Below are 26,538 nucleotides of genomic sequence, written 5' to 3'. Positions count from 1 at the left end.
TTTTAAGATTTAAAATAAGTTGAAGCTTCAGGTAATGTAAAAGCTGCATTTGTAATAGCTGCTGCAACATTGCTACCACCTCTGTTTCCTTCAATAATTACCCAATCGGTAGTTGCAATTTGTGATAATTGTTCTTTTGATTCTAAAACATTTACAAAACCAACAGGTACTCCAATTATACCAACAGGTTTAAAAGCAGTATTGTCTCTTAATTGGTCAACAATTTCGAATAAAGCAGTAGGGGCATTTCCTACTACATATAAAGCATTCGGGTATTTTTCAATAGCTTTTCTAATACCAGCTTGTGATCGGGTAATATCTGCTGATTTAGCTAGCGCTTGTGCTTCATCATCATTTAATAAACAGTGAATTTGATTTCCATATTCTTTTATAAAAGCTTTTGTGATTCCTGCTTTTACCATGGTAACATCAGTAACAATTTCTCCACCATTTTTAAGATGTGTATGCCAGTTTTCAATAGCACTCGGTGTTGCTGAATAATGATTAAAATCTTCTAAAATTCCTGTAGTATGTATAACTCTCGTTACTGCCCATTTATCAGCAATAGAAAAAGGAATTTCTTTAATATGATCGGTAACAATTCTAAAGCTTTCTTGTTGAATTTCTTTACCTGTATGTGGTTTTCTATTTAAATAACCTCTAGGAGTAACCAAATAATCTTTAAAACGATAGGTTTGCGAGTTTCCAATCATAACCAAACAAAACATATCTACATCTTCAGGGTTAAATTCTCCTAAAGTGGTAATTTTAAGTTCTTCTTCTGGTCGTGTTACATGTCTTATAATCGCAACTGGGGTAGCAGGTGAGCGTTCTGTTAAAAATATTTTCTGCAATCTACCTAACTGCCAATGTCTTTTTTTACTTTTTGGGTTGTATAAACTGGTTACAAAATCTCCCATTGCAGCAGCTTTAATTCTTTGCTCAATTTTGTTCCAAGGCGTCATTAAATCAGACAATGAAATACAGCAAAAATCATGACCTAACGGTGCACCTAACTTACTACCAGCAGCTAAAAAAGCAGAAACACCAGGAAGTGTTTCTAATTCAATAGCATCATCATTTCCTTTAGATACCACTTCATAAACAATCGCTGCCATGGCATAAATACTGGCATCTCCAGAGCCAATAACTACTACATATTTATCTTCTTTCGCTTTTTCAACAGCTTTATGTGCTCTTGCTTCTTCTTTACCTAAAGGCATTGAAATAAGTTCAGCATCTTCTTTAAAAAGTGATGCTCCAAATTGAAAATAATAATCGTAACCAATAACTACATCTGCTTTTTCTAAAGCATTTTTAACTACGGGCAACATATAATTGATATCTCCAGGACCTAAGCCTGCTACGGTTATTTTCATTTGTTTATTTTTTTAATAATCATAAGAGAAAAATAAGGTGTTTCTCTTATACTGGCAGTACTCCAGTTATTCGTTATAAATTGTTGATTCGTTCCTAAGCGTTCGGCATAAGTAACGTTATGTTTTTGAGTATCGATTACAGCGGTAATTATGTCAACAACCGATATAATTTTCATTAATACTACAGTGTCGAAATTAGCAATAGCCTCTTCTAGTTCTTCTTTGGTTTGTATGCGAGGAATTACGACTACTTTTTCGTTTTGTAAACACAATGGTATTTTACTTTCAGATGCTAAATGCAAGTAAGAGCTAATACCTGGAATTAAATTGATACTTAAATTATGCGTTTGTATTTTTTCTAACAGATAAGAAAAAGAGCTAAACGTACTAATGTCTCCTTCGCTAACAATTGCTATAGATAATCCTTTGTTATAATCAGAAAGTATTTGTTGAAAGGTTGTTTCATAAATAACCTTTGCTTGCGCTCTCTCTAAATCCATTTTTAAATAAAACCCTTCGAGTTTTTGTGAATCTAAATTATAGTTATCTAAAATTGAGCGTGAATAACTAGCTTTTCTGCCATCTTTAAATAAAGACCCAGGATAATATATTTTATCTGCGTTCTGTAAAGCTTTTACCCCTTTTAAAGTAATTAAATCAGGATCACCAGGACCTAAAGAAACACCGTATATTGTACCTTTTATCATATTCCTAAACCTTTTTTAATTTTAGTAAATACGCTGTTTTTTTGACCAACTTTTTCATCTTCTTCAAACAAAACACCTTTTACACCTAAATGGTGACCGATTTGTTCTTTTCCTACTTCCGATTCTAAACCAACAATTTGTTTTCTGTATTTACACAATTGACAATTCATATTTGCCGTACCGTTAATAGTTTCATCTAAGCGCTCATCAAAAGCTTTTAAGATTAACTCATCGCTACCAAAGGCTTTGGTATACACATATTCATGAGGAGAAGTAGCACTAAATGTTCTAATCTCATTATAAATACGTTCTAACAGAATACCTGTAAAAAAGAAAAAAGGAATTGCAATCGTACGTTTAAATTCCATTTTACTTGTAAGTTCTAAACTTTTAGTAACAGTAGGGTAGGCGGTACCACTGTAGGATACTGTTGTAAAGCCAAAGCCCATACCTTCACCTAACATACAAGCTAATTTATGAACATCAGAGTTGGCGTCAGTATCGGTTGTTCCTCTACCTACAACCATTAAGCACACCTCTTTTCTATCCATCGGTGTATGTTTACTTTCTTCTTCCAAAACTCTTTTTTGTGCTAATTCTAATAAAAATGAATTCACACCAAGGTGTTTTCCCATTTTTATAGTTAAATCACTATAATAGCTTTGTATGGTATTCATTTCATACGGAATATCATTCTTAGCATGTGAACCTGCAAAAAGAATGATAGGTAACGCATAAATTTCACGAATTCCTTTTTGATACATACGCTCAATAGAAGCTTCATAAACAGGATGGTTAAATTCTAAAAATCCATAATCTACTTCATAATCTGTATAACGAGCTTGTAGTATGGCAACTAATTCTTTAAAAGAATCAGTTCCTGTTTTGGTTCTACTACCATGTCCGCAAAGTAAAATTCCTTTTTTCATTCTTTTAATTAATTGGTTTTACTCCTATTAAAAATACTACAGGCATTTGTAGCTCTTGTTTTTTTATATCGTTTTCTATCTCGCCTAATGTTGATGAGAGTAACACTTCGTTTTCTCTAGAAACATTAGAAATTGCATTGATAGGAATGTTTGTGTTTTTACATACTTCTATTAGCTTAGGAATAATTTTATCTAAACTTTTTAGCCCCATGTAAAGTGCTAGTGTGTTACCAGCGTTTAGCATTTCTGCGATTCCTTTAAGCTGTGCGGTTGAATAATCGGCAGTATGTGCTGTACAAATTAAAATAGCGTTCGATTGTCTTCTCTCAGTAATAGGAATGTTTACAGAACTAGCAGCGGCTAAGGCGGCAGAAATTCCTGGAACAACAGTAAAGGGTAAATCATGCTGTTTTAAAAAGCGAACTTCTTCAGCGGCTCTTCCATAGATATATGGATCTCCAGATTTTACGCGAACAACTTTATTCCCTAGCTCACAATGTTTTTTCATTAGTGAGTTGATGTTATTCTGACGTGTTTCTTGATCTTCTTTGTCTCCGTATTTTCTACCTACATAAATATGTTCAGCCTGTGTATTAATCGCTAATATTTCATCTGAAATTAAATTATCATGTAAAATAATATCAGCATTTTCAATAGCGTGAAAAGCTTTTAAGGTTAATAGATTTTTATTACCTGGTCCACAACCTACAATTGCTATTTCAGGTAAATAGTCTTTTGTAAATATCCATTCAGGATTTGAGAATTGATAGGTGAAATTTAGTACTAATTTAGATTTAGAATTATCAACTATTTTATAACTTTCCTTAGCGCTAGTTTCAAAAATAGGAGCAGGCATATTTAATTTAATGGCTGCATTCTCATAAAAATCTTTTCTTTTAGGATGCACATCAGCACAACCGTTAATAATTTCACCAAAACAATCTTTATTTATAATAGTTGCTATTAACCGAATAACATCTTTTTGATGAATAAGGTTAACAGGAACGTTAGGGTTTTTTAATTGTTTTTTGTTTGCCAAAAACCTGCCGGGGTGACGTTTAGGGCCAATTAAACCAGCCAAACGTAAAACAGTTAAGTTGCTGCCAAAATGTTGTTGCAATAATTGTTCTGCTTCTATTAGTGCAGTGCCAGAAGCTTTTTCAGGAATACAGTTTATAGCTTCGTTTACAAGGCTATTGGTATTTTGATAAACAGACGTTGAGCTAACAAAAATTACTTTTGTAGTTTTTGGCGTATGCTTTATAATTTGTTTAATCTGTAGCGGGTGTATTGTTTCAATAGTATCAATTCGTTTTGGCGGAAAATTGATAATTAGTGTTGCTGTTTCATGAATAAAAGATTCCCAATCTCCTATGATAGTATCTGCTTCAATTCTTATTCTACAATTATGAAAAGAATATTTAGCTAATGATGTTAACCTATCTAAACTAGAAGTACTTCCATTAACTGTATAGCCACTTTTTTGAAGTTCTAAAGCTAATGGTAAACCTAACCAACCTAAACCTAGTATTGAAATACTTTTTTTCATTGTTATGTTAAATTTAAAATTGCGTTTTTTAACTGTATTTTTCTGCAATATTCCCAGCCTTTATTAGCTATAGAATCGAATGCTATTTTTCCTAAAACTTCACCAAATTTATTTTTAAAACGAATACCAACTTGCTGCGATTCCTTTTTATAAAAATACTCGGTACTCGAAATTTTAGCTTGTTGTAACTCCTTATTATCTTTAGGTACAGCTGCAATAGTTAAAGGAATACAAGTTGTTTTAGTAAATAATTCAAGTGTATGTGTTTTAGAATATTCTAACGTCTCAATGTCTTTAAACTCAATAGAATTTTGATTTGTCATAGTAAGAGTTACCCCATCTGGATTTTCTTTAAGGTATAAGAACAACGGATATAAATACTGATCTGAACTAAACCCTTTGGTAATAAAACACGCACCTAATTCTGTATCATTTTTTAGTTCAAAAGGCTTTGGTGTTATAGGCGCTCTTTCGTTGTTAGAAATTTGCTTATCCCATCCTTTTTTATATAATAATTCAGTTTCTATAGGGCATTCATTATTTAAATGCCCTTTTACAATATGCGTTATTTTTTCGGGGGTTAATTCTTTATACCAAAACTCTCCTGGGCTTACAATACAGGTAGGGGCATCTTCACATCGTCCGTTACATCTCGTTTTAATGGTATGGGTAGTATCCCAAAGATCATTATTTCTTAAATAAGCTCTAGCTTCTCTAACAACTTTTTCGCCTCCTGCTTTTTGACAAGAACCTCCGTCGCAGAAGAAAAAAGTATGTGTTGTATTGGCGATGTTTTTACCCATAATTTAAAAGAAATATGTTAGACTTAATTTTGTTAAAAAAGGAGTACCTGGTGTAAAATGAATATCGTCAACAGGTTGTGTTTCTCCTTGTAGTTGCGATGAATCATAAAACACCGCTTCTCTCCATGCGGTATCAAAAAGATTTTCTATTGATAAACCTATTTGATATTTTGGTTTTGTATAGTTGATAACTAAATCGGTAATAAAATAATTTTGAGCAGTTACAGATTCATCTTCAATTAATGGTCGTTCTCCTAAATAACGATAGCGTAATGAAGTATTAATTCCGTTTTGTAAGCGTAAAGTAGCCCCACCAGTTGAGGTAAAACGAGGTGCACTCGGAATTTTATTATCACTTTTAGGAGCATCTAATAACGTTCCGAAACTATAATTTAAATCGGTATCTAACCATAAATAGGGTAGTGGTTGGTATCTAAAAGAAGCCTCGCTACCAATTCGTCTTGATCTTCCTTTATTTTCAAATTCAAAACCATCAGCACTAAAAACAAATTCAGCATCACTCTGTAAATAAAAACCAGCAAGATTACCAACAAAGTTTTTCCCAATTTTAAATTCGGTACCAATATCATATCCAACAGCTTTTGGTAAAGGATTAATATCTTTATTTTTTACAGCTGCATTTGCGTAGTTTGAGTGAAAACCAGTACTCGCTTTTGCATAAAATTGAATGTTTTTAGTAGCATCGTAAAACAAACTAAATTTCGGACTTATTCTTAAAGCAGTCGTATTTCCTTCACTAGGTATTGGTACTAATTCGGTTACATTAAAATTAAAATAATCGGCTCTAATACCCGCTAAAGCTGTTAGCTTATTTGTTATTTGAATTCGTTCTTTTAAAAATAATGCAACATTTGTTTCCTTAATATCAAACTCATTTATAGGAGTTGCTAATGTGCGTCCAACAGCATTATTTAAACCAATATTGTTATTGTTGTGTTCAACCGACCAACCAAAAGTGGTGGTGCTATTAGGTATTTGTAGTATGTTTTTTATTGAAATATTACCTTTATAGGTATATGTTTTACGATCTTCCTGTTGGTGAATCATGTCACCATTAACAGGATTGTTTTGATAAAAAGAAAAATTTGAAAATAAGTTGTATTTGTTAGAAACATAATACAATTGATTGGTAAGTTGGGTGCTCTCTGAAAGGCGAGAACTTAATTGTACATTAAAATGAATTCTTTTAGTATCACCACCTTCCTTATCATCAATAGCACCAAACCTATTTATAAGTCCGCTTTTAACAGCGCGAAGTGGTATTTGTCCAGAAGCATTCCAGTCGCTATGAAAAGTAGAAATTGACGTTTTTAATTTATGTTTATTAGAAAGCGCAACCGTATATTTTGCAAAAGTATTTAGCCTTCTAAGGTTTTGATTACTTTCAAAAAAACTATTGTTATAAGTTCCTTCAATAGCGATGTAGGCACTTTCTTTATTCTTATCTATAAGTGAAACCATTGCTAAAGCTCTTACAAAGTCGTACTGACCGTATTCTAATTTAACAGTATTGCGATGCAATGTTTCTTTTGATGTGAATTTGGCAGCACCAGAAACCGCAAAGTTACCTAATGAAGTTTCATGCGGACCTTTATAATAATCAGCCGTTTGAACAGTTTCAGGAATTAAAAAATGCAAATCGGCATATCCTTGTCCGTGTGCATGAGAACTTAAATTAATACCAATATCATCTACCAAAACAGCAAAATCAGTTCCGTGGTCATTATCAAAACCTCTAAGAAATATTTGTTCTGCTTTTCCACCACCAGCATGTTGTGCAATAAATAAACCAGGCACTGTTTTTAAAAAATCGTGTGCACTGTTTATAGGTCTTAATTGTAAAGATATTTTAGAAACTTTTTGAACGCCTAATTTTTTATCATTTTTAGAGTTTATTACAATTTCAGAAAGCGCTGTAAATTGTTTTTCTAAAGCAATATTTAAATTAGAAGTGTTTTTTTTAACAACAATTGTTTTAGGTCGGTAGCCTTGTAAAGAAAAAGTTAATCTTACAGGTAATTTATCTGGTGCTATAGAAAAATCACCATTTTCATTGGTTGTTCCTTTAATAATTTTGTTCGCTGTTACGCGTACATTTGAAATTGTTAACTGAGTTTCGTTATCAGTTACTTTACCTTTAATTGTGGTGTTTTGTGCGAATATGGATAGTGAAAAACACATGATCCATAGACTGCATAAAATCAATTTTTGCATTTAAAAATGAAATTAAGCAGGCAAGGAAAGAAAAGTATGAAAAACCATAATTTTCTAACTCTTTACCCGAGAGTTACTATTATAAATTATTGTAATATTGGCAGGTCTCCTGACTTAGCTTAGCTTTCATTTACCTTCCCATAGTAATTACTACAGTGGTTTTTTTTAATGAAGCCTTTTACAAGCTTTACAGTTGCGGGAACAGTTTTGGATTTACACCAAATTCCCTTTTAATTCTATAATTCTAAATTTTACTAAAGAAATAAGAAACCATATAACGACACAAATGTAGATATAATTATTGGAATTAAAAGATGGTTTCTAAAATGAGTTTTTCTCTTGTATTTAGAGCATGTTTAGGTCGTGTTATTATAAATATTTTAATTGGAATACCATGAGTAATGTCTGGTTGAGCGCAGTCGAAACCTATTTTTTAGGGGTTAATAGTTCTCGAAACTTCGTTTGCTACTTTCAAGCAAACTGTCTTTTTATTTCAGGAATGCTCGAACTGACAACAAGAGTTGTATTACCCTGTTTAAAAACAGTTGCTTAATGATATACATTTAATTACTGATCTCTAACTACTTTAATTTATTTGTTTTTTAGATGTTTTCTAGTTTTTCGTTTTATAAATTTAATTCCCAAACCTGTGGCAGTAATACAAGTAATTGTTCCGCCTGTAAGTAAGAAAATCATGATAATATCCCATAACGGACGGTTTTTTGAAAGAAACGAAAAATCTAAACTATGTAAACCATGATATAACCATCTTTCTGTTCTGTTTTTCGGAGCAGATTTAAGGAGTACCGTATTGGTTTTCGGATTAATATAATAGTAGTTGCTCTTATTGGTAATAATTTTAATAACAGGTAATGTTTTTATATTTTTTCGATCATAATAATAGGCATCATAGTCGTTAAGTACCACTAATTCCGTTACTTTTTCTTTGGTATTAAATTCGTTTATTTTAGCAATGTATTGCTCGTTTGAGGTATTATAATCACTATTTGTTATGCAATGATTTTCAATCGTATTTTGGTTGAATTTTTCAAAAAAGATATTATCATTAAATAAAGAAAAATGGATCTCTTTAAATTTTGATTTAGAGGCTATCTCTTTAAAATTAGTCCAATCTTTATTCGTAATACTTTTTAGTGTAAAATTTTGCCCTTGCCAAATACTTTTATCCTGTTGGTTTAAAGAGGAGCTAGGCACCCAATTAAAAGGAGTCATACTCATAAAACCACTAAATACCCAGGTGCAAATAAACAAGCCAAAACCTAAACCAAAATAATAATGCAGGTTATACCATTTATTTTTAAACCTTTTAAAATTCGCTTTGGGTTTCTTCTTATAGCGTATTAACCCTGTAACAATTCCGGTAAGCGTCATTAGTAAACCTAATGCAGCCAACCATAAAATAAGTTGTTTCCAAAAATAACGATGTATACGTATGTCTTTTAAATAAATCCAATGCGGTATGGCACCAACCCAAGCCCAAAACCGATCATCAGAAGTTGTAATATTTAAAACCTCACCAGTAAGAGAAGATACATGTACCCATGTGTTTTCTCGGTTTGTAAACTTTACTTTATAAACAGGTAAATGTTTCCTAAATCTAGATTTTGGAATCCATTGATCTACTTCATTAATAATAGTAACCTCGGCTATGTACTTTAAATTGGTAGCGTTTTTCGCAATGCCTAAGGCTTTATTTTTAGTAAGATTTATAGGTTCTCCATTCTTCGCATACCTCGAAATAACTTTACCCGAAGCAGTTTCTACATGATAAACAATATTGTTAAGAATTGCGTTAATTCTTAATTTGTGTATCGTTTCTATAGTGTCTTTCTCGAATACAGTAGCAGGAGGTAGTATTTGTTTAGTACTTAAGCTTGTTTCTTTTTTACATTGTATTTTTTCTTCTTTACCCAAAAAAGGAAAACTTTTATACATCATTACAAACCCTGAAAGAAACCAAACAAGGAATAGCATAAAAAAAAATGTGCCTAAGTAATGATGTATAGTTATAAGTTTTTTCAAAGGGACTTAAAATTTATAGCTTACGTTTACTTTAAAATTTCTTTCAGCACCAGGGAAGAACTGATAATCATAAATAGCATCAGTAAAATATAATTTATTGGTAATGTTATTTATATTTAAACCTATTCGCACATTATTTTTTTGATAATAAACAGCACCATCAAGTAATAAGTATGAAGGTAATGTATATGAGTTACTAGAATTCGTATAATTATTACTGGTATAATTACCACCAATACCAAAACCTAAACCATCTTTTAGCTCATAGTTAACCCACATATTTGCCAAATGTTTTGGCGCAAAAGGTAATGCATTGCCTTCTTTTTTTGTTTGTGAATCGCTTGCATCATAAGCACGTATTTTAGCTTCTGTAAAAGCGTATCCAGCTTTTATATATATGTTTTTTAGTGGGGTGTATGCTAAATCAAACTCTATTCCTTTAGAGTCAGCCTTTCCAATTTGGTGGTATTCATTAACCTTATTTCTTTCTACGATATTATGTTTTAAAATATAAAAGCTCGATAAAGTAATATTTAGTTTATTCAGTTTTTCATATTTAAGACCTCCTTCTATTTGATATCCTTTTTCAGGATCAAAAATTTGACTACTTGGTGATATCGTTCTAGAAGGTTTAAAATAGTTTGAGTATGATGAGAAAACACTAAAGTTTTTAAAAGGTTTATATACCAAACCAGCTCTATAGCTAAAAGCGGTTGAAGGAATTTCTATTTTTTTACCTTCTTCAATTAAAACTCTATCTGCATTAATTTTATCAGTAGCATAGTTACCTTCAAAAATATCATAACGAATACCAATTAAAACTTTAAGTTGATTAGAAATGTCTGACCAGTTTTGCCAATAAAAACCACTATTAAACTCATCTCTTATTTGCACTTTTTCATCAACAGTTTCTATATCCCCTTGATTTAGAGTCGGATTTATTACTGAAATAGTAGTTTTTGTACCTGGACCAATTATACTTCCTCTAAATGATTTTCTTTCTAAAAAGCTTATAGAATTACCAAAAATAGATTTGTGCTTTATTTTTCCTGTCTTAAATTGATAACTTACATCTAATTGATTCTGAATCGTATTCGTTGTGTGGTTAAAGTAAAAAGGAAACCCTCTAGTTATAGAATCTTTAGCGGTATTAAAAACCAACCATTCTGTAGATAAATAGTTTATATCATCATCAGACCACGATAAATTATTACTTAATTTTACCTTATCATTAAACTTATGCTTGTATTTAATCTGTAAGTCAAAACGTTTGTGTTTTAAATAATCTTGCGGATCGTTATACCTTGTTTTCGGATCCATTCCTGCTACAATAGCTCCATTTTCATCAACCGGAATACCTGTATCGGTATCGTATATATCGTTATTTGTTTGAAAAGATAGTTCTAAGAAATCCTTTTCAGTAGGCGTATAATTAAGCGTAAAAGAAGCATTGTTGGTATTTATACCATAATCTCTCCAACCACTAGATTTAGTAAGCCCAAAATCTACTCTATATTTTAGTTTTTCATTAATTGGCCCGCCCATACCAGCAGACATTTCATAGGTATCAAAAGAACCATAAGTAGCACTAAACTCTCCAGAAAAAGTATCGGTTGGTTTTTTTCGCACTATATTTATAATACCACCTAAAGCAGAGTGTCCGAACATAACACCAGCAGGGCCTTTAAGTACTTCAATATGGCTAACATTTGCTAAGTTAGTACTAGGTGCACTTGTTGAAAGGTTATGACGCTCGTCTCTTACACCGTCGTTTAATAATACAAAATTATTAAAACCTCTAATTCTAAATGTTTGAAAACCACCATACCTGTTTATAGGTCTAACCCCAGTAGCACTTTTAACTGCACTCCCTAAATCATTAGAATTTCTAAGTTTAATTAATTTAGAACTTACACTATTTGTTGTTAAGGGGGCGTCTAAGTTTTTTATTTGAAGCTTATTTAGTGCAGTACTTTTTTTTCTTTTAGCAGAAATGGCTACGCTTTTTAGTTCAAAAGATGTAGGTTGTAAATAAACGACTGACGGTAAGTTTTTAAATAATACGTTTACTGATTTATAGCCTATGTATGAAATATTAATTTTATCGTTCGGTTTTCCTGTAATTTTAAAAAAACCGTTCGTATTTGAGGTTGTTCCTTTTTTAGAATTTTTATTTAGGATAGATGAAAACTGAATAGGATGGTTGTTTAGTTTATTTAAAAGTTGAACAGATTTTGTTTTCTGCGCAATTAATAAACTGGTAGTAAGTAAAAAAAAGAATACTAATTTTAATTTCATTGTGTTTCATTTGTTCCGAAATTAAAATATAAGAGTAAGAAGCCTATAAAAAATAGGCCATCGAACACGTTAACTTTTATTCCCGAAAGTTTAAATTATGTTTTTGATTTAGGCAGGTCTCCTGACTTAGCTTAGCGTTCATTTACCTTCCCATAGTTTTAACTTTAACTACAGTGGTTTTTATTAATGAAGCCTTTAATAAGCTTTACAGTTGCGGGAACAGTTTTGGATTTACACCAAATTCCCTTTTAATTCTTATGCTAAATTTTACAAGAGCATAAAAAACCAAAAATCGGGGCGAATATATAGTATTTATACTATTTATGAATAATTTTTTTTCAAATAAATAGTATTATAGAGGTCAGTAGTTAAATGCATATTATTAAGCACTTGACTTTAAACAGAGTGGAGCAGCTCTTGTTGTCAGGTCGAGCATTGCTGAAATCAAAAGACAGTTTGATTGAAAGTACTAAACGAAGTTTCGAGATCTATTCATTATAACCTAAAATTTATTTCTATCGTATTAATTATATCATAGCTTCTAAAATAAGTTTTGTTCTAATAACAGCAGAAGTTTTGGGCAGCATAATAATTTCGAATCCTTTTTTGGTATACTGTTCCAGTAGCGCTTTTTCTAGGGTTAAACAATACTCAAACTCTTGTAATCTCTGTGCATCTTTACAGTAAATATCAAACCAAGTAGGCGCAAAAAACACTTTTTTATGATACACTTCTTTATAAGGAAACTCTTGTAAATATTTAGGTATCGGTTTGTTTGCTACCGTTAAATACGCTTCTAAATCTAGTAACGATCTATCACAAACTTGAGTACTTACATTTAATAACTCTTTACTCGTTAGTTTAAAAACCAGTTCTGTAAAACGATTAATATCCTCCCAAGGCATTCCGTTGCTATTATTTTCTTGCTCATTAATAATAACTCTTCTAGAAACTTCATCCATACAAGGAATTGTATCTTTTAAAAGATTTATTAAAGTAGTTTTACCAGTACCAGGAGCACCGGTAATTATATATTTTTTAGGTTGGTTATGCATAGTTAACTACTAATAGTAAACAAATGATGATAAAAGTAAACAATATACTAGCGGTATAATTAATGGTAGCCACTCTTTTAATTTCTGCGTGTTCAATCTTTCGAGTATTGTCGCCTATAAAAGGTTTGTCTACTAATTTACCATGATAATAATTAGGCCCTCCAAATTTACAGTTTAAAATATAAGCTAAAGCAGCTTCAGGATACCCTGCATTAGGACTACTGTGTTTTTTGCCCTCTTTAATAACAAAAGAAATACCGTTTATTTTAAATTGAACAACTAACATTAACAAAGCCGTAATTCTTGATGGTATATAATTAACAACATCGTCGAGCTTTGCAGCAAACCGACCAAATAACAAGTATCGGTCATTTTTATACCCAATCATAGAGTCGAAGGTGTTAATCATTTTATAGGCCATGGCTCCGGGAACTCCTAAAATTAAAAAGTAAAATAACGGCGCAATAACCCCATCGCTTAAATTTTCAGACATGGTTTCAAAAGTTGCCACTCTAATCTGCTGCTCATTTAATTGATTGGTTTCTCGACCAACAATCCACGATAAGCGTTTACGTCCTGCTGCTAAACCTTCATTTTTTAGCGTATTAAAAACAGCATAGCCTTCTTTTACCAATGTTTTGTTGGCTAGGCAGTAAAACAACATGATTACTGAAAATACAATGGCACTAATTTTAAAATCATTTGCATGTAACCATTCTATAATTAAATAAGGTACCGTAAAAGAAATGCTAACTAAAGTGATGGTTAAAAGCGCCCCTTTTAAAAGCTGGTACTTATTTTTATTAAGCCATTTTTCACCCAAAGAAATACTATTACCAAATAGTATAATAAGGTGCGGTAGTTTTTTAGGATCTCCTAAAAGTAAATCCAACCCAAAAGCAATCACAAGTATGTAAACTGAGGCTAAATCCATACTTTTAAGGCTGTAATAAGTGTGTCATTCGCTTCTTTACTTTGTGTAGAAAGCCGAATAAATTCCCCTTCTAAATTATTAAAGTTTGTAGCGTCTCTAATTAAAATTTGATGCTTTTCTATTAAATATTCTTTTAATTCTTTTGCTGATGTATGTAGTAATTCAACTAAAAAATAAGACGTATTGCTTTCACAAACTTTTATCCCTTTTAACTGGGCAAGTTCTTTCCTAAAGGTTGTAGTTTCTTCTAATAATAAAGAAGCGTTAAATTGAAGCGCTTCGTAATTGTTAAAAATAAACTCTCCTGCTTTTATGGCTAATAAATTAACACTCCAAGGCATTTTTAGCTGTAAAAGCGCTGTTATGTTTTTTGAATTTGTAACAATATAGCCTAAGCGCAACCCAGGAATTGTGAATGTTTTAGTTAATGAGCGAACAACAATTAAATTATTGTAGGTGCTCGTTAATGCGGTAATGGATGTTAAGTTGTTGGTAAACTCTATATAAGCTTCATCAATAACAAAAGTGGTTGTTGGTTTTTGTTTAAAAAGAAGTTCTAGTTCCTTTTTAGAAAAAATACGACCAGTTGGGTTGTTAGGGTTGCATATAAACAGTAGATCAGCGTTGGTGTTTTTTATTTCATCGCTAGAAATCAAATCATATTCTAACTTAAAAATTTTACAAGCATCTTCATATTCAGAAAAAGTAGGTGCTACAATAGCTGCTTTTTTAGCTGAAAATAATTGTGCTATTAAATAAAAGGCTTCTGTTGCTCCGTTGGTAAACAAAAATTGATTGCTATGAAGCTGAAACTTTTTAGCCGCCAATTCATTCAGTTCATTGGCAGTAGGCGAGGGGTAGCTTTCAATTTTTGTAACGTTTCTCGAAATTTCATCAAGTAACGGTTTTGGGCATCCTTTATAATATACGTTAGAGCTAAAGTTGTGTTTAATTTTTCCCTCCACTAAATGAAGATCATCACCATGTCCGTTTAACATTCTTGTGCGCTATTTTTTATGATGGTTTTCATGTCTAAATTCTCAGCAATCCAATCGGCTAATTTATCAAATTGTGCCGCTTTAAAAGCTTTATAATTCAGCGCTTTTGCATTCGGGAATTTTAATTGCAGTAATTCGGTTACTATTTCTTCATTATCAAAAATACCATGTAGGTAGGTTCCCCAACTTTTATTTCCATCAAAATAACCCTCTTTCGTATTATTAATAAGATTCAAATGTTTGTTTTTAGGCACAATCGTTTCTCCCATATGAATTTCGTAGCCTTCACAAGTTTGTTCAAAGTCTTTAAACTTAAAATTACGCTGTACCGTTTGTTTTGTTTTTGTTAGGGTGGTTTCAATAGTAAATACCCCCAAACCAGGTTCTTCTTTATTCGTACTTTCTACCGAAAACGGATCTTTAATTGTGTTACCTAACATTTGATAGCCTCCACAAATTCCGATAATAGGAATGTTCGCATATTGCTTTTTAATAACACTATCTAATCCGTCATTTTTTAAAGCGATTAAATCTTCAATCGTATTTTTTGTACCCGGAATAATGAGTACATCTGCTTTGTTTAGTTCTTCAGCGTTTCTGGTGAAATATAAATTGATAAGTGGTTCTTGTTCTAATGCCTGAAAATCGGTGTAATTAGACATATAATGGAGTTTTACTACCGCTATATTTAATTTATTTTCAACCGCCGTTGTTGCTCTTTGGTTTAAAGCAACGGAATCTTCTTCTTCAATTACAATATCTTTTGCATAGGGTAAAATACCCAAAACAGGAATCTTGGTGAGCTCTTCTAGTTTCTTTTTTCCATCAATAAATAAAGCGGCATCGCCTCTAAACTTATTAATAATAATTCCTTTTACTAATTTACGTTCCCAATCTTCTAACAATTCAATAGTACCATACACACTACCAAAAACGCCGCCTTTATCAATATCAGCTACTAAATATACGCAGGCATTGGCAGCTGCTGCCATTCGCATATTTACAATGTCTCTATGTTTTAAGTTCAGTTCGCTAATGCTTCCAGCGCCTTCCATTACAATAGGGTTGTGTTTTGCCGCTAATTGATGAAACGATTTTTTAGCTTCCTCAAAAAGCTGTTTTTTATTGTCTCCTAGAAAATACTCTTTCGCCGTTTGGTCGCCAATTGGTTTACCGTGTAATACTATCTGCGATTTATTTACCGACGATGGTTTTAATAAAATAGGGTTCATTTCTACCGTTGGCGGAATGCCACATGCTTCTGCTTGTACCGCTTGGGCTCTTCCTATTTCCAAATTATCAGGCGTAGAAAAACTATTTAACGACATGTTTTGGGCTTTAAACGGTGCAGGTGTATATCCTTTTTGTTTTAGCCATCTACAAATTCCTGTGGTTATCCAGCTCTTTCCAACATCCGATCCGGTGCCAACCAACATTATAGGTTGTAGTTTTTGCATGTAAGTTTATTTTTTAGAAAAACAAAAATATTGAATTATATATACTTTGTGTGGGCTTACTGATAAAGTTTCTTAGAAATCGTTTTTTAAGATAAATGAATATCAAATAAGTGTATTACATAAATCTCGCCTCTTATTAAAAGGCGAGATATAAAAATTACTGATTAATTAGCTTCTTCTCTAGAGTGATGATACTCTTCATGATCTGGATTCAATTGATTTCCATGATTAACATCGTCTGGGTGATTTGTTTCATTTTCTTTCATAATTATTGATTTTCTTTTTTTTTACTGGTTTTAATTTTTTATCAGCTGCTGCTTTTATTCTATCAGTAGCTTCTTTAGTCATCTTTTTTTTTGTTCTAGTGTTTTATTTTTTTTAGCAGCTATCTTTGCTCTTTCAGGAAATCCTTTCTTTTTGTCTCTTGGCTTTTTACCGTTATTAGTTACTTTTTTTTTTACTGGTTTTAGCTTTTTATCAGCTGCTGCTTTTATTCTATCAGCAGCTTCTTTAGTCATTTTTTTTTTAGGTTTTATAGCTTTATTTTTTTCAGCAGCACTTTGTGCTCTTTTTGTAAAACTATCTCCTGTTACATTCTCTATTTTTGGTTTTCTAGCCGTTGTACTTTGTACTCTGGCCGCTGCCGCTGTTGTCATCTTTTTTTGATTACTCATAATTTTTGATTTTAAATAATATTTTATTTTTACAGAACTGTTGTTCTTTATTCAAAGATGCAGATGATTATAATTAAATTTCTCTAATAGTGATAGACCGCTTATATTTGGGATATTAAGTTGCTTATTTGTGATATTAAAAAGAAGAAAACTTATTTTTGATATATAATTACACCTAAACCGTTTTATGAATCGTTACTCAGATTACTCAGTGCTAAATAGAGAATTAGAAGTGTTAGTATATGTGATTCTTGTGCTATTAGGTTTATTAATAGTAGTAGTTATTAGAAATTGGTATAACCTTTATAAGAAGCGTTCTTTTAGAAAAGAGAATACAGGAATAAAAGAACAACTAAAAGCAAGTAAAATGGTTATTGCAAACCATGAAAAAGAATTTAAAAAAATAATAAAACTAAAAGAAAAACTAAAAGAAAAACAGCATCTAGTTTTTGAATTAGAAGAAGAGATTACAGGGTATAAACAAAAAATTCATGTAACGTTAAACAGTAAAGAGAAGGAAATAGCGCAACAAAAAAAGGAAATAAATCATCAAAAAAGAGCCTACGATCGTTATGTCGATTTTAAAAATGTAGAAGCTAATAATACAAGGCTAGGGGCACATTTTATGAAAAATGTAATTAGTCAAATTTATGATGATATAGAAGATATCGAGTTAGGTTATAAAACTTTTTTAGGGATACAATATAAAAAAACCAAAGAGAAAAAAAAGATACCATCAGTAAAAGCGTTAAAAAACATTTTTAAGCTTTTAGATTATAATGTTTCGGCATTAAATACAGAACGGACAACTATAAAAGAAGAGTTAAAACATATTAATATATTTTTAGAATTAATACAATACTTAAAGCCTAACGCAAAAATACTAGTTCATAATTCATTAAGTAAAGATCAAAATATGGGAATAAAGATTAAACCTACTTTATTTTTTCCGTTTTTAGAGAATGCATTGAAACATGGTGATTTAAATAATGAAAGTTCATTTATAAGTATAGATATTAAAGAAAATAAACAAAAACAACTTAGTTATTGTTTAGTAAATAGTACAGAACATTTTTTAATGAATAAACTAAATGAGAATATTTCTAGTAAATTTGGTTTGAATGCATTAAAACAACTTATAGATACTTACTACCCTGGTAGTAAAATAGAGAGCGCCCCAATATCTAATAATCAATATTTGGCTGAATTAACTTTAAATATAAAATAATGATACGTTATATACTTGTTGATGATAACCCTAAAATTTTAGAAAAAGTAAAGGCTAAGATAAGCACTATTGCTAACGATTATGAATTAGACCATATAGCTAGTTTTAGTAGTTCTAAAAAGGCTTTTGAGGAAGTTAACGAAGCTGGTTATGACTTGCTAATTGTTGATTTTGATATGCCTGTTTATAATGGTATTGAGTTAGCGCAAAAAATAGCTACTAACAAAAAAATAATATTTTTAACTTCAACTACTAATAATGAGAAATTAATAATCAATAATCTAGATATTTCTGGTTACTTAAGTAAGCCATTTGAAATTGATGAGTTTAAATGCATATTGAAAAATAAAATTATTGGTAAAATAAAACCAAAAATAAATACAAGAAAAAATATTAGCCTTGAAAAAGGAAGCAGTAATTATGTATTTAACCCTGAGGATGCTTTTTATATTACGACTGCAAAAATAGGAAATGAGCAGTCTAAAAAAAACTATGTTTCTATCTACGGAAAAAATGATACTGTTCTTATAGCAAATATTCGTTTTACAATTACTGAACTATCTGAAAAATTAAGGGGTTACAATTTTCAAAAAATAAGTAAAAGTACCCTTGTAAACTTAAACCATGTTAAATCTACAATAGGCAAAGAAATTAAATTTCATCATTCTAAACAAATATTTGAAATGACAGATAATGAAAAACCTAATTTTAAAACGAGGTTAAAATTATTATTTGGAGTCTAATGTATTTTTGTAGCCTATTTCAGTAAAATACATCTCCTTATTTTCTATTTTTGGTGCAAATGGTTATAAAATAAGCACCATTGCTTCCATAATCCCAATTTTGTAATTAAGTAGAGGAGATGCAGTATTTATTCTTGAATTAGTCCATATTATGGATGTTGGTTCTAAAATTAGCTATTTATTACCTGTTCTCTATTGATAATTCTATTTCTTCAAACCTAATTTTTTATTAACATATAGGTTAATACATCTTCTTTAAAAGCCCCCTATAACAGTGGACTCTTTCTTACTTATAAAGTATATTTTATTAAGCGATTAAAAAAAGTTTACCACAGGCACGAGCATCTGATAGTGCTTGATGGTGTTCTAATTGGATATTGTTTTGTTGACAACACGCATTTAAATTTGCAGGCTTATAGCCTTTGGCTTTATATATTTTCATTGTGCACACCCATTTTTCTGCAATATTCAACTCCGAATAGTCAATGCTATAATCTCGCATTGTTTTCGTCAATACATTTCTGTCAAAACTCTCATTATGCGCAACCAGTGTTTTACCGTGAATACGTTTCTTTATTTCAGGATATATTTCATTAAAACTAGGCATGTTTTGGGTATGCCTTTCTGTAATTCCGTGCACTTTAATATTGTGCCAATTATATTCATTATTCGGCGGTTTAATTAAAGCGTGGTATTCGTCAATAATTTCTCCATTTTCAAAGGTTACGATACCCACCGAACAAATATGATGACTTGTAGCTGTTTCAAAATCTATTGCTGTAAAAGATGTTTTCATAATGTATTAGATATCTTTAATTGAGTTTATAACGACCATTAGTTTTTACCTTAAAGTCTAACATGATTCTATCAAAATAAGATTGATAAAACCCAAATGGTTAATTCAATAATCCATTTTGAAGTTCTTTATGAAAAGCTAAAATTACTCCTATACTTTTTTGGTCTATACGTTGGCAATGTACGATTGCATTATCAATGTTTTCTATAATTTTATCAAAGCCTCCGTTATTAAATATATCTCCAGCTTCTCCCTTAAATTTTCCTTCTGTTACGATAGCCTCTTTTAACTCTTCAATAGTTTCAATATTTGGCATTGGAATAAATACCATACTATCAAATAAACTTAATGAATCATTTAATTCTTCAACTTTTCTATTGATTGTACTTTTTAAAATAGTCACTTGTCCGTCAGTTACATCTTCTTTGGTTTGTAGCTCATTTACTTCATTAAAAATAATATTTTTGCAAGTAACAAAATCCTTATAAACTTTGATTATAGTATTGTGTTGAGCATAAACTTGTAACAAGGCTTCTGCTTTAGCTTTTTGTTTAGCTAAAGCTAAATGAAACCCACAAAAAGAAGTATCCCAATCTTTAAAGCTATTATTAAACAGCTCCTCTCTTTCGGTTATTATTAACTGATACCCTTCATTTAGATCTTTCTTTTTATATTCTTTATTTTTAAATGTAAAAGAATTTTCTAGCACTGATCCTTCTGCTATTTGACTTGCTTTTAACATTAAAGCTTCTAATTCCTGTATCGGTTTCATTAACTCTAATAATTCTTTTTTATGTGATTTTGCTACCGTTGCCAAAATATTTTTATTTTTTATGGCTTCATACCTTAAGTTTTCAGGAGTATCAATATGTAAAAATCTGTTTTCAAAAGTATTATAGTATTCAGCTAGCAGTTCTTTTCCTTGTGATTCTTGAACCATAAATTCTCTAAAAGCTACATCACGAGCAAATTCTTTTGGCTCACTATTTATGTATTGCTTATATATTAAGCTTGTCATTTCCTCCTGAAGAATAGTTGGGTTACTAAAAAGTAGCCATGGAGACCGATTATCTTGTTCACAAACTATATATGGTACTTTAGCATTATCCTGCCTTTTATCGTTAGTTGGGTGACTTGCATACATATCTGCTTTAGATACTAATGAACTTGTAAAATACGTTTGTCCTCCTCTTGAATCTTTAGATAAATTACTTAATAAACGATGTTGTTCTTCGGCTATCTCTGCTAAAGACTGAGTGTTATGTGTATATAAATTTTTTACAAACAGTTTTTTCTTGCTTGCTAGATAAGCATTATTTATTGTAGCATTCCACTTCTCAAAACCACTATCTAAACGCCAAAGCCCAGATAAAATAGCATCACTACCAGATGTACTTATAGCAACCTTATCAGCATTAAACTCCATCTCTCTTGATAAAGAAGAATACATTAAATTTAAGAACATATAAAACAATCCTAACACTTGTCTAATTACCCAAATTACAGGAGTAATTACCCATGCAGCGGCAGATAATCTAATATCAGAAGCACGCCATTGATCTAATAAGTCGTCCCATTTATCTCTATCGTAAATCATACCATGAATTATGGTGTTTGCAGAAATAATATAACTACCAATTTTCATACTTCGTTGTGAAAAATGACCAAATTCATGACTCATTACTGCTTTAAATTCTGATAAATTCAAACAGGATACTAGCCCCATACCAATAGTAAGTTCTTTTTTTACTGGTAAAAACAGGCTCAACCACATGTTTGTATATGAAACATACGCATTCACATCAGGGTCTACATAAATATTTTTAGGTTTAGGTGCACCGGTTTCTTTACAAATAGTATGAATAAACCCCCATAATTCAGCATGTTCTTCTTTTTTAAGTTTAATACGATTTACCTGCTTATCGTTTTTTAATTTTAATATAAATTTTAGGGTAAACACAAACAACATTGCAGCACCAGCTATTGCCCCAACTTTTAATAAAATGGTTATTTTATTAACATGACCCATGTCATATATAAAAGCATAATATACCAAATAGCCTAAGCCAATAACTAGCCCAATATATAATGCAAAAAATAGTACAATAGCTAATACAGCTAGAGTAGCTCTGAATAAATACGTAGCGGGTAAATTGGTTAAATTTTTAGGTAATGATTTTGGGCTCTTAGGATAATAATTAGTGTTCATAGAAATTATTCTTTTATTAGTTCTTTTTTTTTACAAAAATAGGTTTTAGAATTCTATTTTTATTCTAGAATAGCAATCAATTCCTTTTGATAGTATTTAAAACGATCAAAAATATTAAGGACTATTATTTTATGGCTAATAACTATGTGCCGTATGTTCATTAACTAGTTTTTTACGGCGTTGTTCCATTACATACACAATATTCGCCCAGTTTAAATGGTCTTCCGTAATAAAATGCGTGCCTTCTTTGTTACATTTTTTTTGATTCGTTCTTATTGAATCAAAATTATAGTTGGTATATATTGTAGCAAAATAATCCTTTGCTGTTTTGCAACGTTTTTTATTTACAGAACATACGAATAGAGTGTTTTTCATTTAATTGTTTTCGATTAACTCTTTCAATATTTCTTCACCAATAGTTTCAGATAGATTCCCTTCATTATCCACCACAGAAACAAATCTCATTTTACATTGATGTTTTATTATTCTTTCTGGGACTATATAGTCATCTGTTTTAAAAGGTTTAAACTCATTGTTCTTATCTGTTCCTGGATATAATAACAATGCTTTTTCGGCATTCCAAAAGCGACAATAAGTATACATTTGTCGTAAATCTGCAACCGAAGCAGAACTATTATTTGGGCATTTCCATTTGGTATCAATGATATATGTTTTTCCTTCTTTTTTTAAAACAATATCAGGGCGTAAACTATTGTTACCCCAAAAGGATTTAGATTCTTGCCCAAAAACTTCAATATTTGTACCTTCACAATGTTTTTGTAATTGTTTTAATATATATTCTTCCCATAGCACATTCATGTCAAATAATAAAGAAACCATTTTCTCTTTACCACCAGAAATATTAGGGGAGTAGTTTAATATAATTAATCGAGCGAGTTCTAAACCATAACTATAACTAGCTGATTTTCTATTTAATTTAATAGAATTTACCTGCTGCTTCGTTATATTTTTTCGACTAACTTCTGGAAAATTAAGATCTAAACGTTTAAAACGATCGTGCAATCGAGTTCCTTTGGTAAATTGACCTACAATCTCTAATGCATTGTATAAAGTTTGATGTAGCAAATGATTTGTGTCATATACTTGATGCGTCGTGTAAAAGCGTTCTTTATGCACTAAGTTTTTTTGAATATGACCAGCAAACTCAAGCTTTCCTTTTAAAGCTTTGGTGTTGCTAGTTTGTTTACGGTATTGTTTAATACAACCTTTATGTAAAAGGTTGTCTATCTCCGATAAATATAGCTCAAAATAAACTTCTAGTAAATTTAGGTTTGTACGTTTTACATTTGCTGCACCTGCTGATTCTGGGTTAAGTTTACCGGATGCTTGTAACATATGTAACAAAACTCCTTGCCATTTACTATCGTCATCATTCTTATCAGCTTTCGGGTGAATCTCAATCGATAAGCCATCTATTTGAATGATGCCTACATATTGGTTAAACTGAATACCTTTGGAAATAGGTCGAAAATATTTCCAATCATGGTATTCGTTTAATTTTAATAGTGCGTCTAAATGCTTTTGATTAAAACCCTGCTCACCAACATACAGTCTTTGATGTTCGTATATTTTAATATGTTTATACATTTGCTAACTCAGGAGCAACTTGTTTTTCTTTACTAGGTGTAGCTTCTTTTTTTATACCTAATGTTTCATGTATTGCTTTTATAATATTATTAGTATCAATTTTTTGTATTTGAAAAGAAGCAGTTTTAAAATCATTTGAATTTTCATATGTGAAATCTGCAAATTTTACTTCTTTGTTTTCTTTCTGTTGAATAAAACCTTTTCCTAAGACCAATCCTATTTTACCATAATCACCATAAAAATATTCCTGTAATAAAGGAATTACTTTATTTTTAAAAACGGAAGCTAGTTCTTCAGTATCTCCGCTTTCAATAGCAATGAAGTAGGAGTGACCTATCGTATGATCTCTATCTAATAACAATTCAATACGGTTGTTAATAGTTTCTAAAACCTTTTTTAAATTAAAACCGTCAAATAAAATATTTTCTAATAATTCTGGTTTTGGCATTATTTCTTTAAACTCAAAACGTCTTCGTAAGGCAGTATCTAAGGCTTCTACAGATCTATCTGCTGTATTCATAGTTCCTATGATGTGAAGATTCGAAGGGATACCAAATTCTTTTTTAGAATAGGGAAGTTTTACAGTAATTGCTTCGTCTTGCCCCAAACGTTTGTCTGGTTCTAATAAGGTGATTAGTTCACCAAATATGGCAGATACATTTCCTCTGTTAATTTCGTCAATAATTAAAACATGATCTTTGGGAGTAGAAATTTCATGTTTTTTAGTAAAAGTTTGTTCGAAATAATCAACTTTAATATCATCGCTATTAAACTGATAAATGGATTGTTGTGAAATGTTTTTATCTACAAATAAACTCGGATCTGCATCTAAGCTAGTTGCTAACCATTTTACTTTTCTAAAATGATGATACGGGATATTGCTATGCTCTTTGTATTCATATTCACCCGTTATTATACCAATCGCATCAATAATATGATTTCCTAGTGAAACTAAAACAATATCTCCAATATTCATTTTTTGAAAGATGAACATTGCTTGTATGTGATATTTTGATTCTTCAATTAAATAGGAAAATTCATTCTTAAACTTATTTCTATAGGTATCCCAATTTTTAATGCTGTTATATTCAGAATAATCTTCTTCGTCTCCCCAGCCTAATGATATATAATTGTTATTAATACACCAATTATGTACGTCTTTTCTGTTTTTACCTCCAATACTCATTTTAAAATAATTTTTATTTTTAAAATCGATAGTATTGGTTTCTGATTTTATTTCTCCTTTTAAACCTTTTGCTTTAGTTACAATCTGTTTAAATATTCCATCTTCTATTTCGTATGTAACTTTTTTATCTTCTGAAGTTTTTGGTTTTATACCTTCTACAAAATCCTCATAACTGATAGACTGATGAAAGGTGGTAAATACAATTTGTTCCTTTTTATGGAGTTCATTATATCGCTCTACGATGGCTTTTCTATCTTCTTCTGTATCCTCATAGGTAGTTTTATCTATAAGTTCAACCGCTAATTTTTTAGTGACATAGGTTTTTCCTGTTCCAGGAGGACCATACAGTATTTGATTGCTTACTGAAATAGTATCTTCAAAAAGATATATTTTCTCTTTAAAAAAAGAAACGAAATTAGAATGCCCTTTACCTTTATGCTCATAATGTGTTTTACGATCAAATTGATACCTTTTTATCTCTGATAATTCTTTAATATCTTCTTTCGTTAAAAAAGTAGTTGTTTTTTCTTTAAAATAAAAACTTAAATATTTTTCAAAGTTATCTGAATAGATTTCAATTGTTAAATCGGCATACCCATTTAAATACCCCCTAAATTCTTTAATTAAATTTTCTAACATATTTTTTTCTTTATTTTCTTCAACAAATTTTTCACTTAAAAATAGGATGTAATTGTTTTTACCTAATAAAGCTTTTGGAATACCATTACTATTTTTAAGATCATACTCTTCAAAATCAGAGTTCTTTTCTCTTTCTGCTTTATTCAATAAAAATAAGATAGTATTTATATGTTCTTTTACGTTTAAAGGGTTGACTAAAAAGAAATCTATCTCATCAAAGTAACTGTTTATTTCCTCTAATTTTCTAACTATACTACTAGGTGTATCACCTAAGTAATTGCGATAAGAATCATGAGTATTTATATTTAACCAATTTGCAAACGCTTCTTTTACATCTGTTAACCCATTAGCATATTGTTGCCATAAATTATGGCTAAACTCAAAAAAGTTATCTTGTTTTTTTTGTTTTAAAATTTCTCTATGAAATATTGAAACAGGAGTTTTATTTATAAAAGGTATTTGTAAGTTTTTAGCGACATAGCGTAACGCTTCTAGTTTAAATATATTTATAACATTATAATTACCATATAAAAAAGCAATTTTCCATTTATAGGCTGTTCCTAAATCAATCTCATCAATAGTTTCTATAGTATCTCCTTGAGCATTTGTAGCTATTGCAATAATTATTTGTTTGATTTTCTCAAATGCTTCTTCTGCTGTTACTCCATATTTGGTATGCCAAGCATATTCTCCATCAGAATCACGATTATTAGCTTTTTTTGTTTTACTATCTGAGCCTTTTTTATAAACTCCAAACTTATAAGAACTTCCTCCAACAACACTTCCTAAATCTCGGGTAATATGCTCTACCCAGTAGCAAAAAGAATCTTCTCTATTTGTGTTCGTATATTCTTGAAGCTCCATTTCTTGTAGCTTTTCTATAGGCCACTTTTCTAAAAATAGCTGTTTTGAGCTTTCTAATTCTTTATTCATAACTTTTTTTATTTATCAATTAAATTATTATGTAATAAAGCGAAAAAAATATCGATTTTTACAATTATGATTTTTATTAAATTTAATTACTTCCTTGATTTTATGGGAGATTTTCTTGATTACTTTTTTTAGTCG

Annotated in this window: 20 protein-coding genes and 2 riboswitches; of the genes, 2 read left to right on the top strand and 18 right to left on the bottom strand. The window is 30.5% G+C overall.

Features of this window, described 5'->3' with window-relative positions; genetic code table 11:
- Positions 1–2: 2 nt before the first annotated feature.
- The 13 genes from cobJ to CXF68_RS16310 all read right to left on the bottom strand — a co-directional run bounded on the left by cobJ (position 3) and on the right by CXF68_RS16310 (position 17,061).
- On the bottom strand, positions 3–1,379 hold the full coding sequence (cobJ, locus tag CXF68_RS16370; protein WP_101046191.1) for a precorrin-3B C(17)-methyltransferase: 1,377 nt from the start codon (positions 1,377–1,379) through the stop codon (positions 3–5).
- Positions 1,376–2,086, bottom strand: a complete 711-nt coding sequence (cobI, locus tag CXF68_RS16365) for a precorrin-2 C(20)-methyltransferase (RefSeq protein ID WP_101046190.1) — start codon at positions 2,084–2,086, stop codon at positions 1,376–1,378. Before cobI ends, cobJ begins: the two co-directional genes overlap by 4 nt.
- A complete protein-coding gene (locus tag CXF68_RS16360) occupies positions 2,083–3,015 on the bottom strand; it encodes a sirohydrochlorin chelatase (RefSeq protein WP_101046189.1) in 933 nt (310 codons plus the stop codon). Before CXF68_RS16360 ends, cobI begins: the two co-directional genes overlap by 4 nt.
- 4 nt (positions 3,016–3,019) lie before the next feature.
- Positions 3,020–4,564 carry a uroporphyrinogen-III C-methyltransferase gene (gene cobA, locus CXF68_RS16355; protein ID WP_157821972.1) on the bottom strand — a complete coding sequence of 515 codons (1,545 nt, stop codon included), beginning with the start codon at positions 4,562–4,564 and terminating at the stop codon, positions 3,020–3,022.
- Positions 4,565–4,566: 2 nt separating this feature from the next.
- The gene (locus CXF68_RS16350; protein WP_101046187.1) at positions 4,567–5,367 is read right to left on the bottom strand and encodes a ferredoxin; all 801 of its coding nucleotides are present in this window, start codon (positions 5,365–5,367) and stop codon (positions 4,567–4,569) included.
- Positions 5,368–5,370: 3 nt separating this feature from the next.
- Positions 5,371–7,569 (bottom strand): TonB-dependent receptor domain-containing protein, encoded by a 2,199-nt coding sequence (locus tag CXF68_RS16345; RefSeq protein WP_198553839.1) that lies wholly within the window; start codon positions 7,567–7,569, stop codon positions 5,371–5,373.
- 114 nt (positions 7,570–7,683) lie between these two features.
- Positions 7,684–7,892, bottom strand: a riboswitch (cobalamin riboswitch).
- Between the two features lie 301 nt (positions 7,893–8,193).
- Entirely contained in the window at positions 8,194–9,645 is a 1,452-nt protein-coding gene (locus tag CXF68_RS16340) for a PepSY domain-containing protein (protein ID WP_255398695.1), read from the bottom strand.
- 6 nt (positions 9,646–9,651) lie between these two features.
- Positions 9,652–11,943 (bottom strand): TonB-dependent siderophore receptor, encoded by a 2,292-nt coding sequence (locus CXF68_RS16335; protein ID WP_101046184.1) that lies wholly within the window; start codon positions 11,941–11,943, stop codon positions 9,652–9,654.
- A 93-nt stretch (positions 11,944–12,036) separates the two neighbouring features.
- Positions 12,037–12,248, bottom strand: a riboswitch (cobalamin riboswitch).
- 222 nt (positions 12,249–12,470) lie between these two features.
- The gene (locus CXF68_RS16330; RefSeq protein ID WP_101046183.1) at positions 12,471–12,998 is read right to left on the bottom strand and encodes an AAA family ATPase; all 528 of its coding nucleotides are present in this window, start codon (positions 12,996–12,998) and stop codon (positions 12,471–12,473) included.
- Positions 12,991–13,932, bottom strand: a complete 942-nt coding sequence (cbiB, locus tag CXF68_RS16325) for an adenosylcobinamide-phosphate synthase CbiB (RefSeq protein WP_101046182.1) — start codon at positions 13,930–13,932, stop codon at positions 12,991–12,993. Before cbiB ends, CXF68_RS16330 begins: the two co-directional genes overlap by 8 nt.
- The gene (locus CXF68_RS16320; protein WP_101046181.1) at positions 13,923–14,930 is read right to left on the bottom strand and encodes a histidinol-phosphate transaminase; all 1,008 of its coding nucleotides are present in this window, start codon (positions 14,928–14,930) and stop codon (positions 13,923–13,925) included. The genes cbiB and CXF68_RS16320 overlap by 10 nt, the downstream gene beginning before the upstream one ends.
- A complete protein-coding gene (locus CXF68_RS16315) occupies positions 14,924–16,387 on the bottom strand; it encodes a cobyric acid synthase (RefSeq protein WP_101046180.1) in 1,464 nt (487 codons plus the stop codon). The genes CXF68_RS16320 and CXF68_RS16315 overlap by 7 nt, the downstream gene beginning before the upstream one ends.
- Positions 16,388–16,731: 344 nt before the next feature.
- A complete protein-coding gene (locus tag CXF68_RS16310; RefSeq protein WP_157821971.1) occupies positions 16,732–17,061 on the bottom strand; it encodes a hypothetical protein in 330 nt (109 codons plus the stop codon).
- Between the two features lie 187 nt (positions 17,062–17,248).
- Between CXF68_RS16310 and CXF68_RS16305 the strand changes: the two genes are divergently transcribed.
- Entirely contained in the window at positions 17,249–18,289 is a 1,041-nt protein-coding gene (locus CXF68_RS16305) for a hypothetical protein (RefSeq protein WP_101046178.1), read from the top strand.
- Positions 18,289–19,032 carry a LytTR family DNA-binding domain-containing protein gene (locus tag CXF68_RS16300; RefSeq protein WP_101046177.1) on the top strand — a complete coding sequence of 248 codons (744 nt, stop codon included), beginning with the start codon at positions 18,289–18,291 and terminating at the stop codon, positions 19,030–19,032. The genes CXF68_RS16305 and CXF68_RS16300 overlap by 1 nt, the downstream gene beginning before the upstream one ends.
- Positions 19,033–19,339: 307 nt before the next feature.
- Here CXF68_RS16300 and CXF68_RS16290 read toward each other — a convergent pair whose 3' ends face one another.
- The 5 genes from CXF68_RS16290 to CXF68_RS16270 all read right to left on the bottom strand — a co-directional run bounded on the left by CXF68_RS16290 (position 19,340) and on the right by CXF68_RS16270 (position 26,403).
- On the bottom strand, positions 19,340–19,828 hold the full coding sequence (locus tag CXF68_RS16290) for a 3'-5' exonuclease (RefSeq protein ID WP_101046176.1): 489 nt from the start codon (positions 19,826–19,828) through the stop codon (positions 19,340–19,342).
- Positions 19,829–19,928: 100 nt separating this feature from the next.
- Positions 19,929–22,037, bottom strand: coding sequence for a M48 family metallopeptidase (locus CXF68_RS16285; RefSeq protein ID WP_101046175.1), 2,109 nt, complete (start codon positions 22,035–22,037; stop codon positions 19,929–19,931).
- A gap of 135 nt (positions 22,038–22,172) precedes the next feature.
- The gene (locus CXF68_RS16280) at positions 22,173–22,412 is read right to left on the bottom strand and encodes a hypothetical protein (RefSeq protein ID WP_101046174.1); all 240 of its coding nucleotides are present in this window, start codon (positions 22,410–22,412) and stop codon (positions 22,173–22,175) included.
- Complete coding sequence (locus CXF68_RS16275; RefSeq protein ID WP_101046173.1) at positions 22,413–23,645, bottom strand: McrC family protein; 1,233 nt, start codon at positions 23,643–23,645, stop codon at positions 22,413–22,415. It lies immediately after the preceding gene.
- A complete protein-coding gene (locus tag CXF68_RS16270) occupies positions 23,638–26,403 on the bottom strand; it encodes an AAA family ATPase (RefSeq protein ID WP_198553838.1) in 2,766 nt (921 codons plus the stop codon). The genes CXF68_RS16275 and CXF68_RS16270 overlap by 8 nt, the downstream gene beginning before the upstream one ends.
- Positions 26,404–26,538: the final 135 nt, after the last annotated feature.

Origin of the sequence: Tenacibaculum sp. Bg11-29, assembly GCF_002836595.1 — a bacterium.
Lineage (GTDB): Bacteria > Bacteroidota > Bacteroidia > Flavobacteriales > Flavobacteriaceae > Polaribacter.
Note: the sequence above shows the minus strand (reverse complement) of the source record. Positions and strands in the feature narration are given on the sequence as shown.

Bases quoted from the DNA above. Each gene is read 5' to 3' on its own strand.
- cobJ (WP_101046191.1), bottom strand. From the start codon at position 1,379: ATGAAAATAACCGTAGCAGGCTTAGGTCCTGGAGATATCAATTATATG.
- cobI (WP_101046190.1), bottom strand. From the start codon at position 2,086: ATGATAAAAGGTACAATATACGGTGTTTCTTTAGGTCCTGGTGATCCT.
- CXF68_RS16360 (WP_101046189.1), bottom strand. From the start codon at position 3,015: ATGAAAAAAGGAATTTTACTTTGCGGACATGGTAGTAGAACCAAAACA.
- cobA (WP_157821972.1), bottom strand. From the start codon at position 4,564: ATGAAAAAAAGTATTTCAATACTAGGTTTAGGTTGGTTAGGTTTACCA.
- CXF68_RS16350 (WP_101046187.1), bottom strand. From the start codon at position 5,367: ATGGGTAAAAACATCGCCAATACAACACATACTTTTTTCTTCTGCGAC.
- CXF68_RS16345 (WP_198553839.1), bottom strand. From the start codon at position 7,569: ATGTGTTTTTCACTATCCATATTCGCACAAAACACCACAATTAAAGGT.
- CXF68_RS16335 (WP_101046184.1), bottom strand. From the start codon at position 11,943: ATGAAATTAAAATTAGTATTCTTTTTTTTACTTACTACCAGTTTATTA.
- CXF68_RS16330 (WP_101046183.1), bottom strand. From the start codon at position 12,998: ATGCATAACCAACCTAAAAAATATATAATTACCGGTGCTCCTGGTACT.
- cbiB (WP_101046182.1), bottom strand. From the start codon at position 13,932: ATGGATTTAGCCTCAGTTTACATACTTGTGATTGCTTTTGGGTTGGAT.
- CXF68_RS16320 (WP_101046181.1), bottom strand. From the start codon at position 14,930: ATGTTAAACGGACATGGTGATGATCTTCATTTAGTGGAGGGAAAAATT.
- CXF68_RS16315 (WP_101046180.1), bottom strand. From the start codon at position 16,387: ATGCAAAAACTACAACCTATAATGTTGGTTGGCACCGGATCGGATGTT.
- CXF68_RS16310 (WP_157821971.1), bottom strand. From the start codon at position 17,061: ATGAGTAATCAAAAAAAGATGACAACAGCGGCAGCGGCCAGAGTACAA.
- CXF68_RS16305 (WP_101046178.1), top strand. From the start codon at position 17,249: ATGAATCGTTACTCAGATTACTCAGTGCTAAATAGAGAATTAGAAGTG.
- CXF68_RS16300 (WP_101046177.1), top strand. From the start codon at position 18,289: ATGATACGTTATATACTTGTTGATGATAACCCTAAAATTTTAGAAAAA.
- CXF68_RS16290 (WP_101046176.1), bottom strand. From the start codon at position 19,828: ATGAAAACATCTTTTACAGCAATAGATTTTGAAACAGCTACAAGTCAT.
- CXF68_RS16285 (WP_101046175.1), bottom strand. From the start codon at position 22,037: ATGAACACTAATTATTATCCTAAGAGCCCAAAATCATTACCTAAAAAT.
- CXF68_RS16280 (WP_101046174.1), bottom strand. From the start codon at position 22,412: ATGAAAAACACTCTATTCGTATGTTCTGTAAATAAAAAACGTTGCAAA.
- CXF68_RS16275 (WP_101046173.1), bottom strand. From the start codon at position 23,645: ATGTATAAACATATTAAAATATACGAACATCAAAGACTGTATGTTGGT.
- CXF68_RS16270 (WP_198553838.1), bottom strand. From the start codon at position 26,403: ATGAATAAAGAATTAGAAAGCTCAAAACAGCTATTTTTAGAAAAGTGG.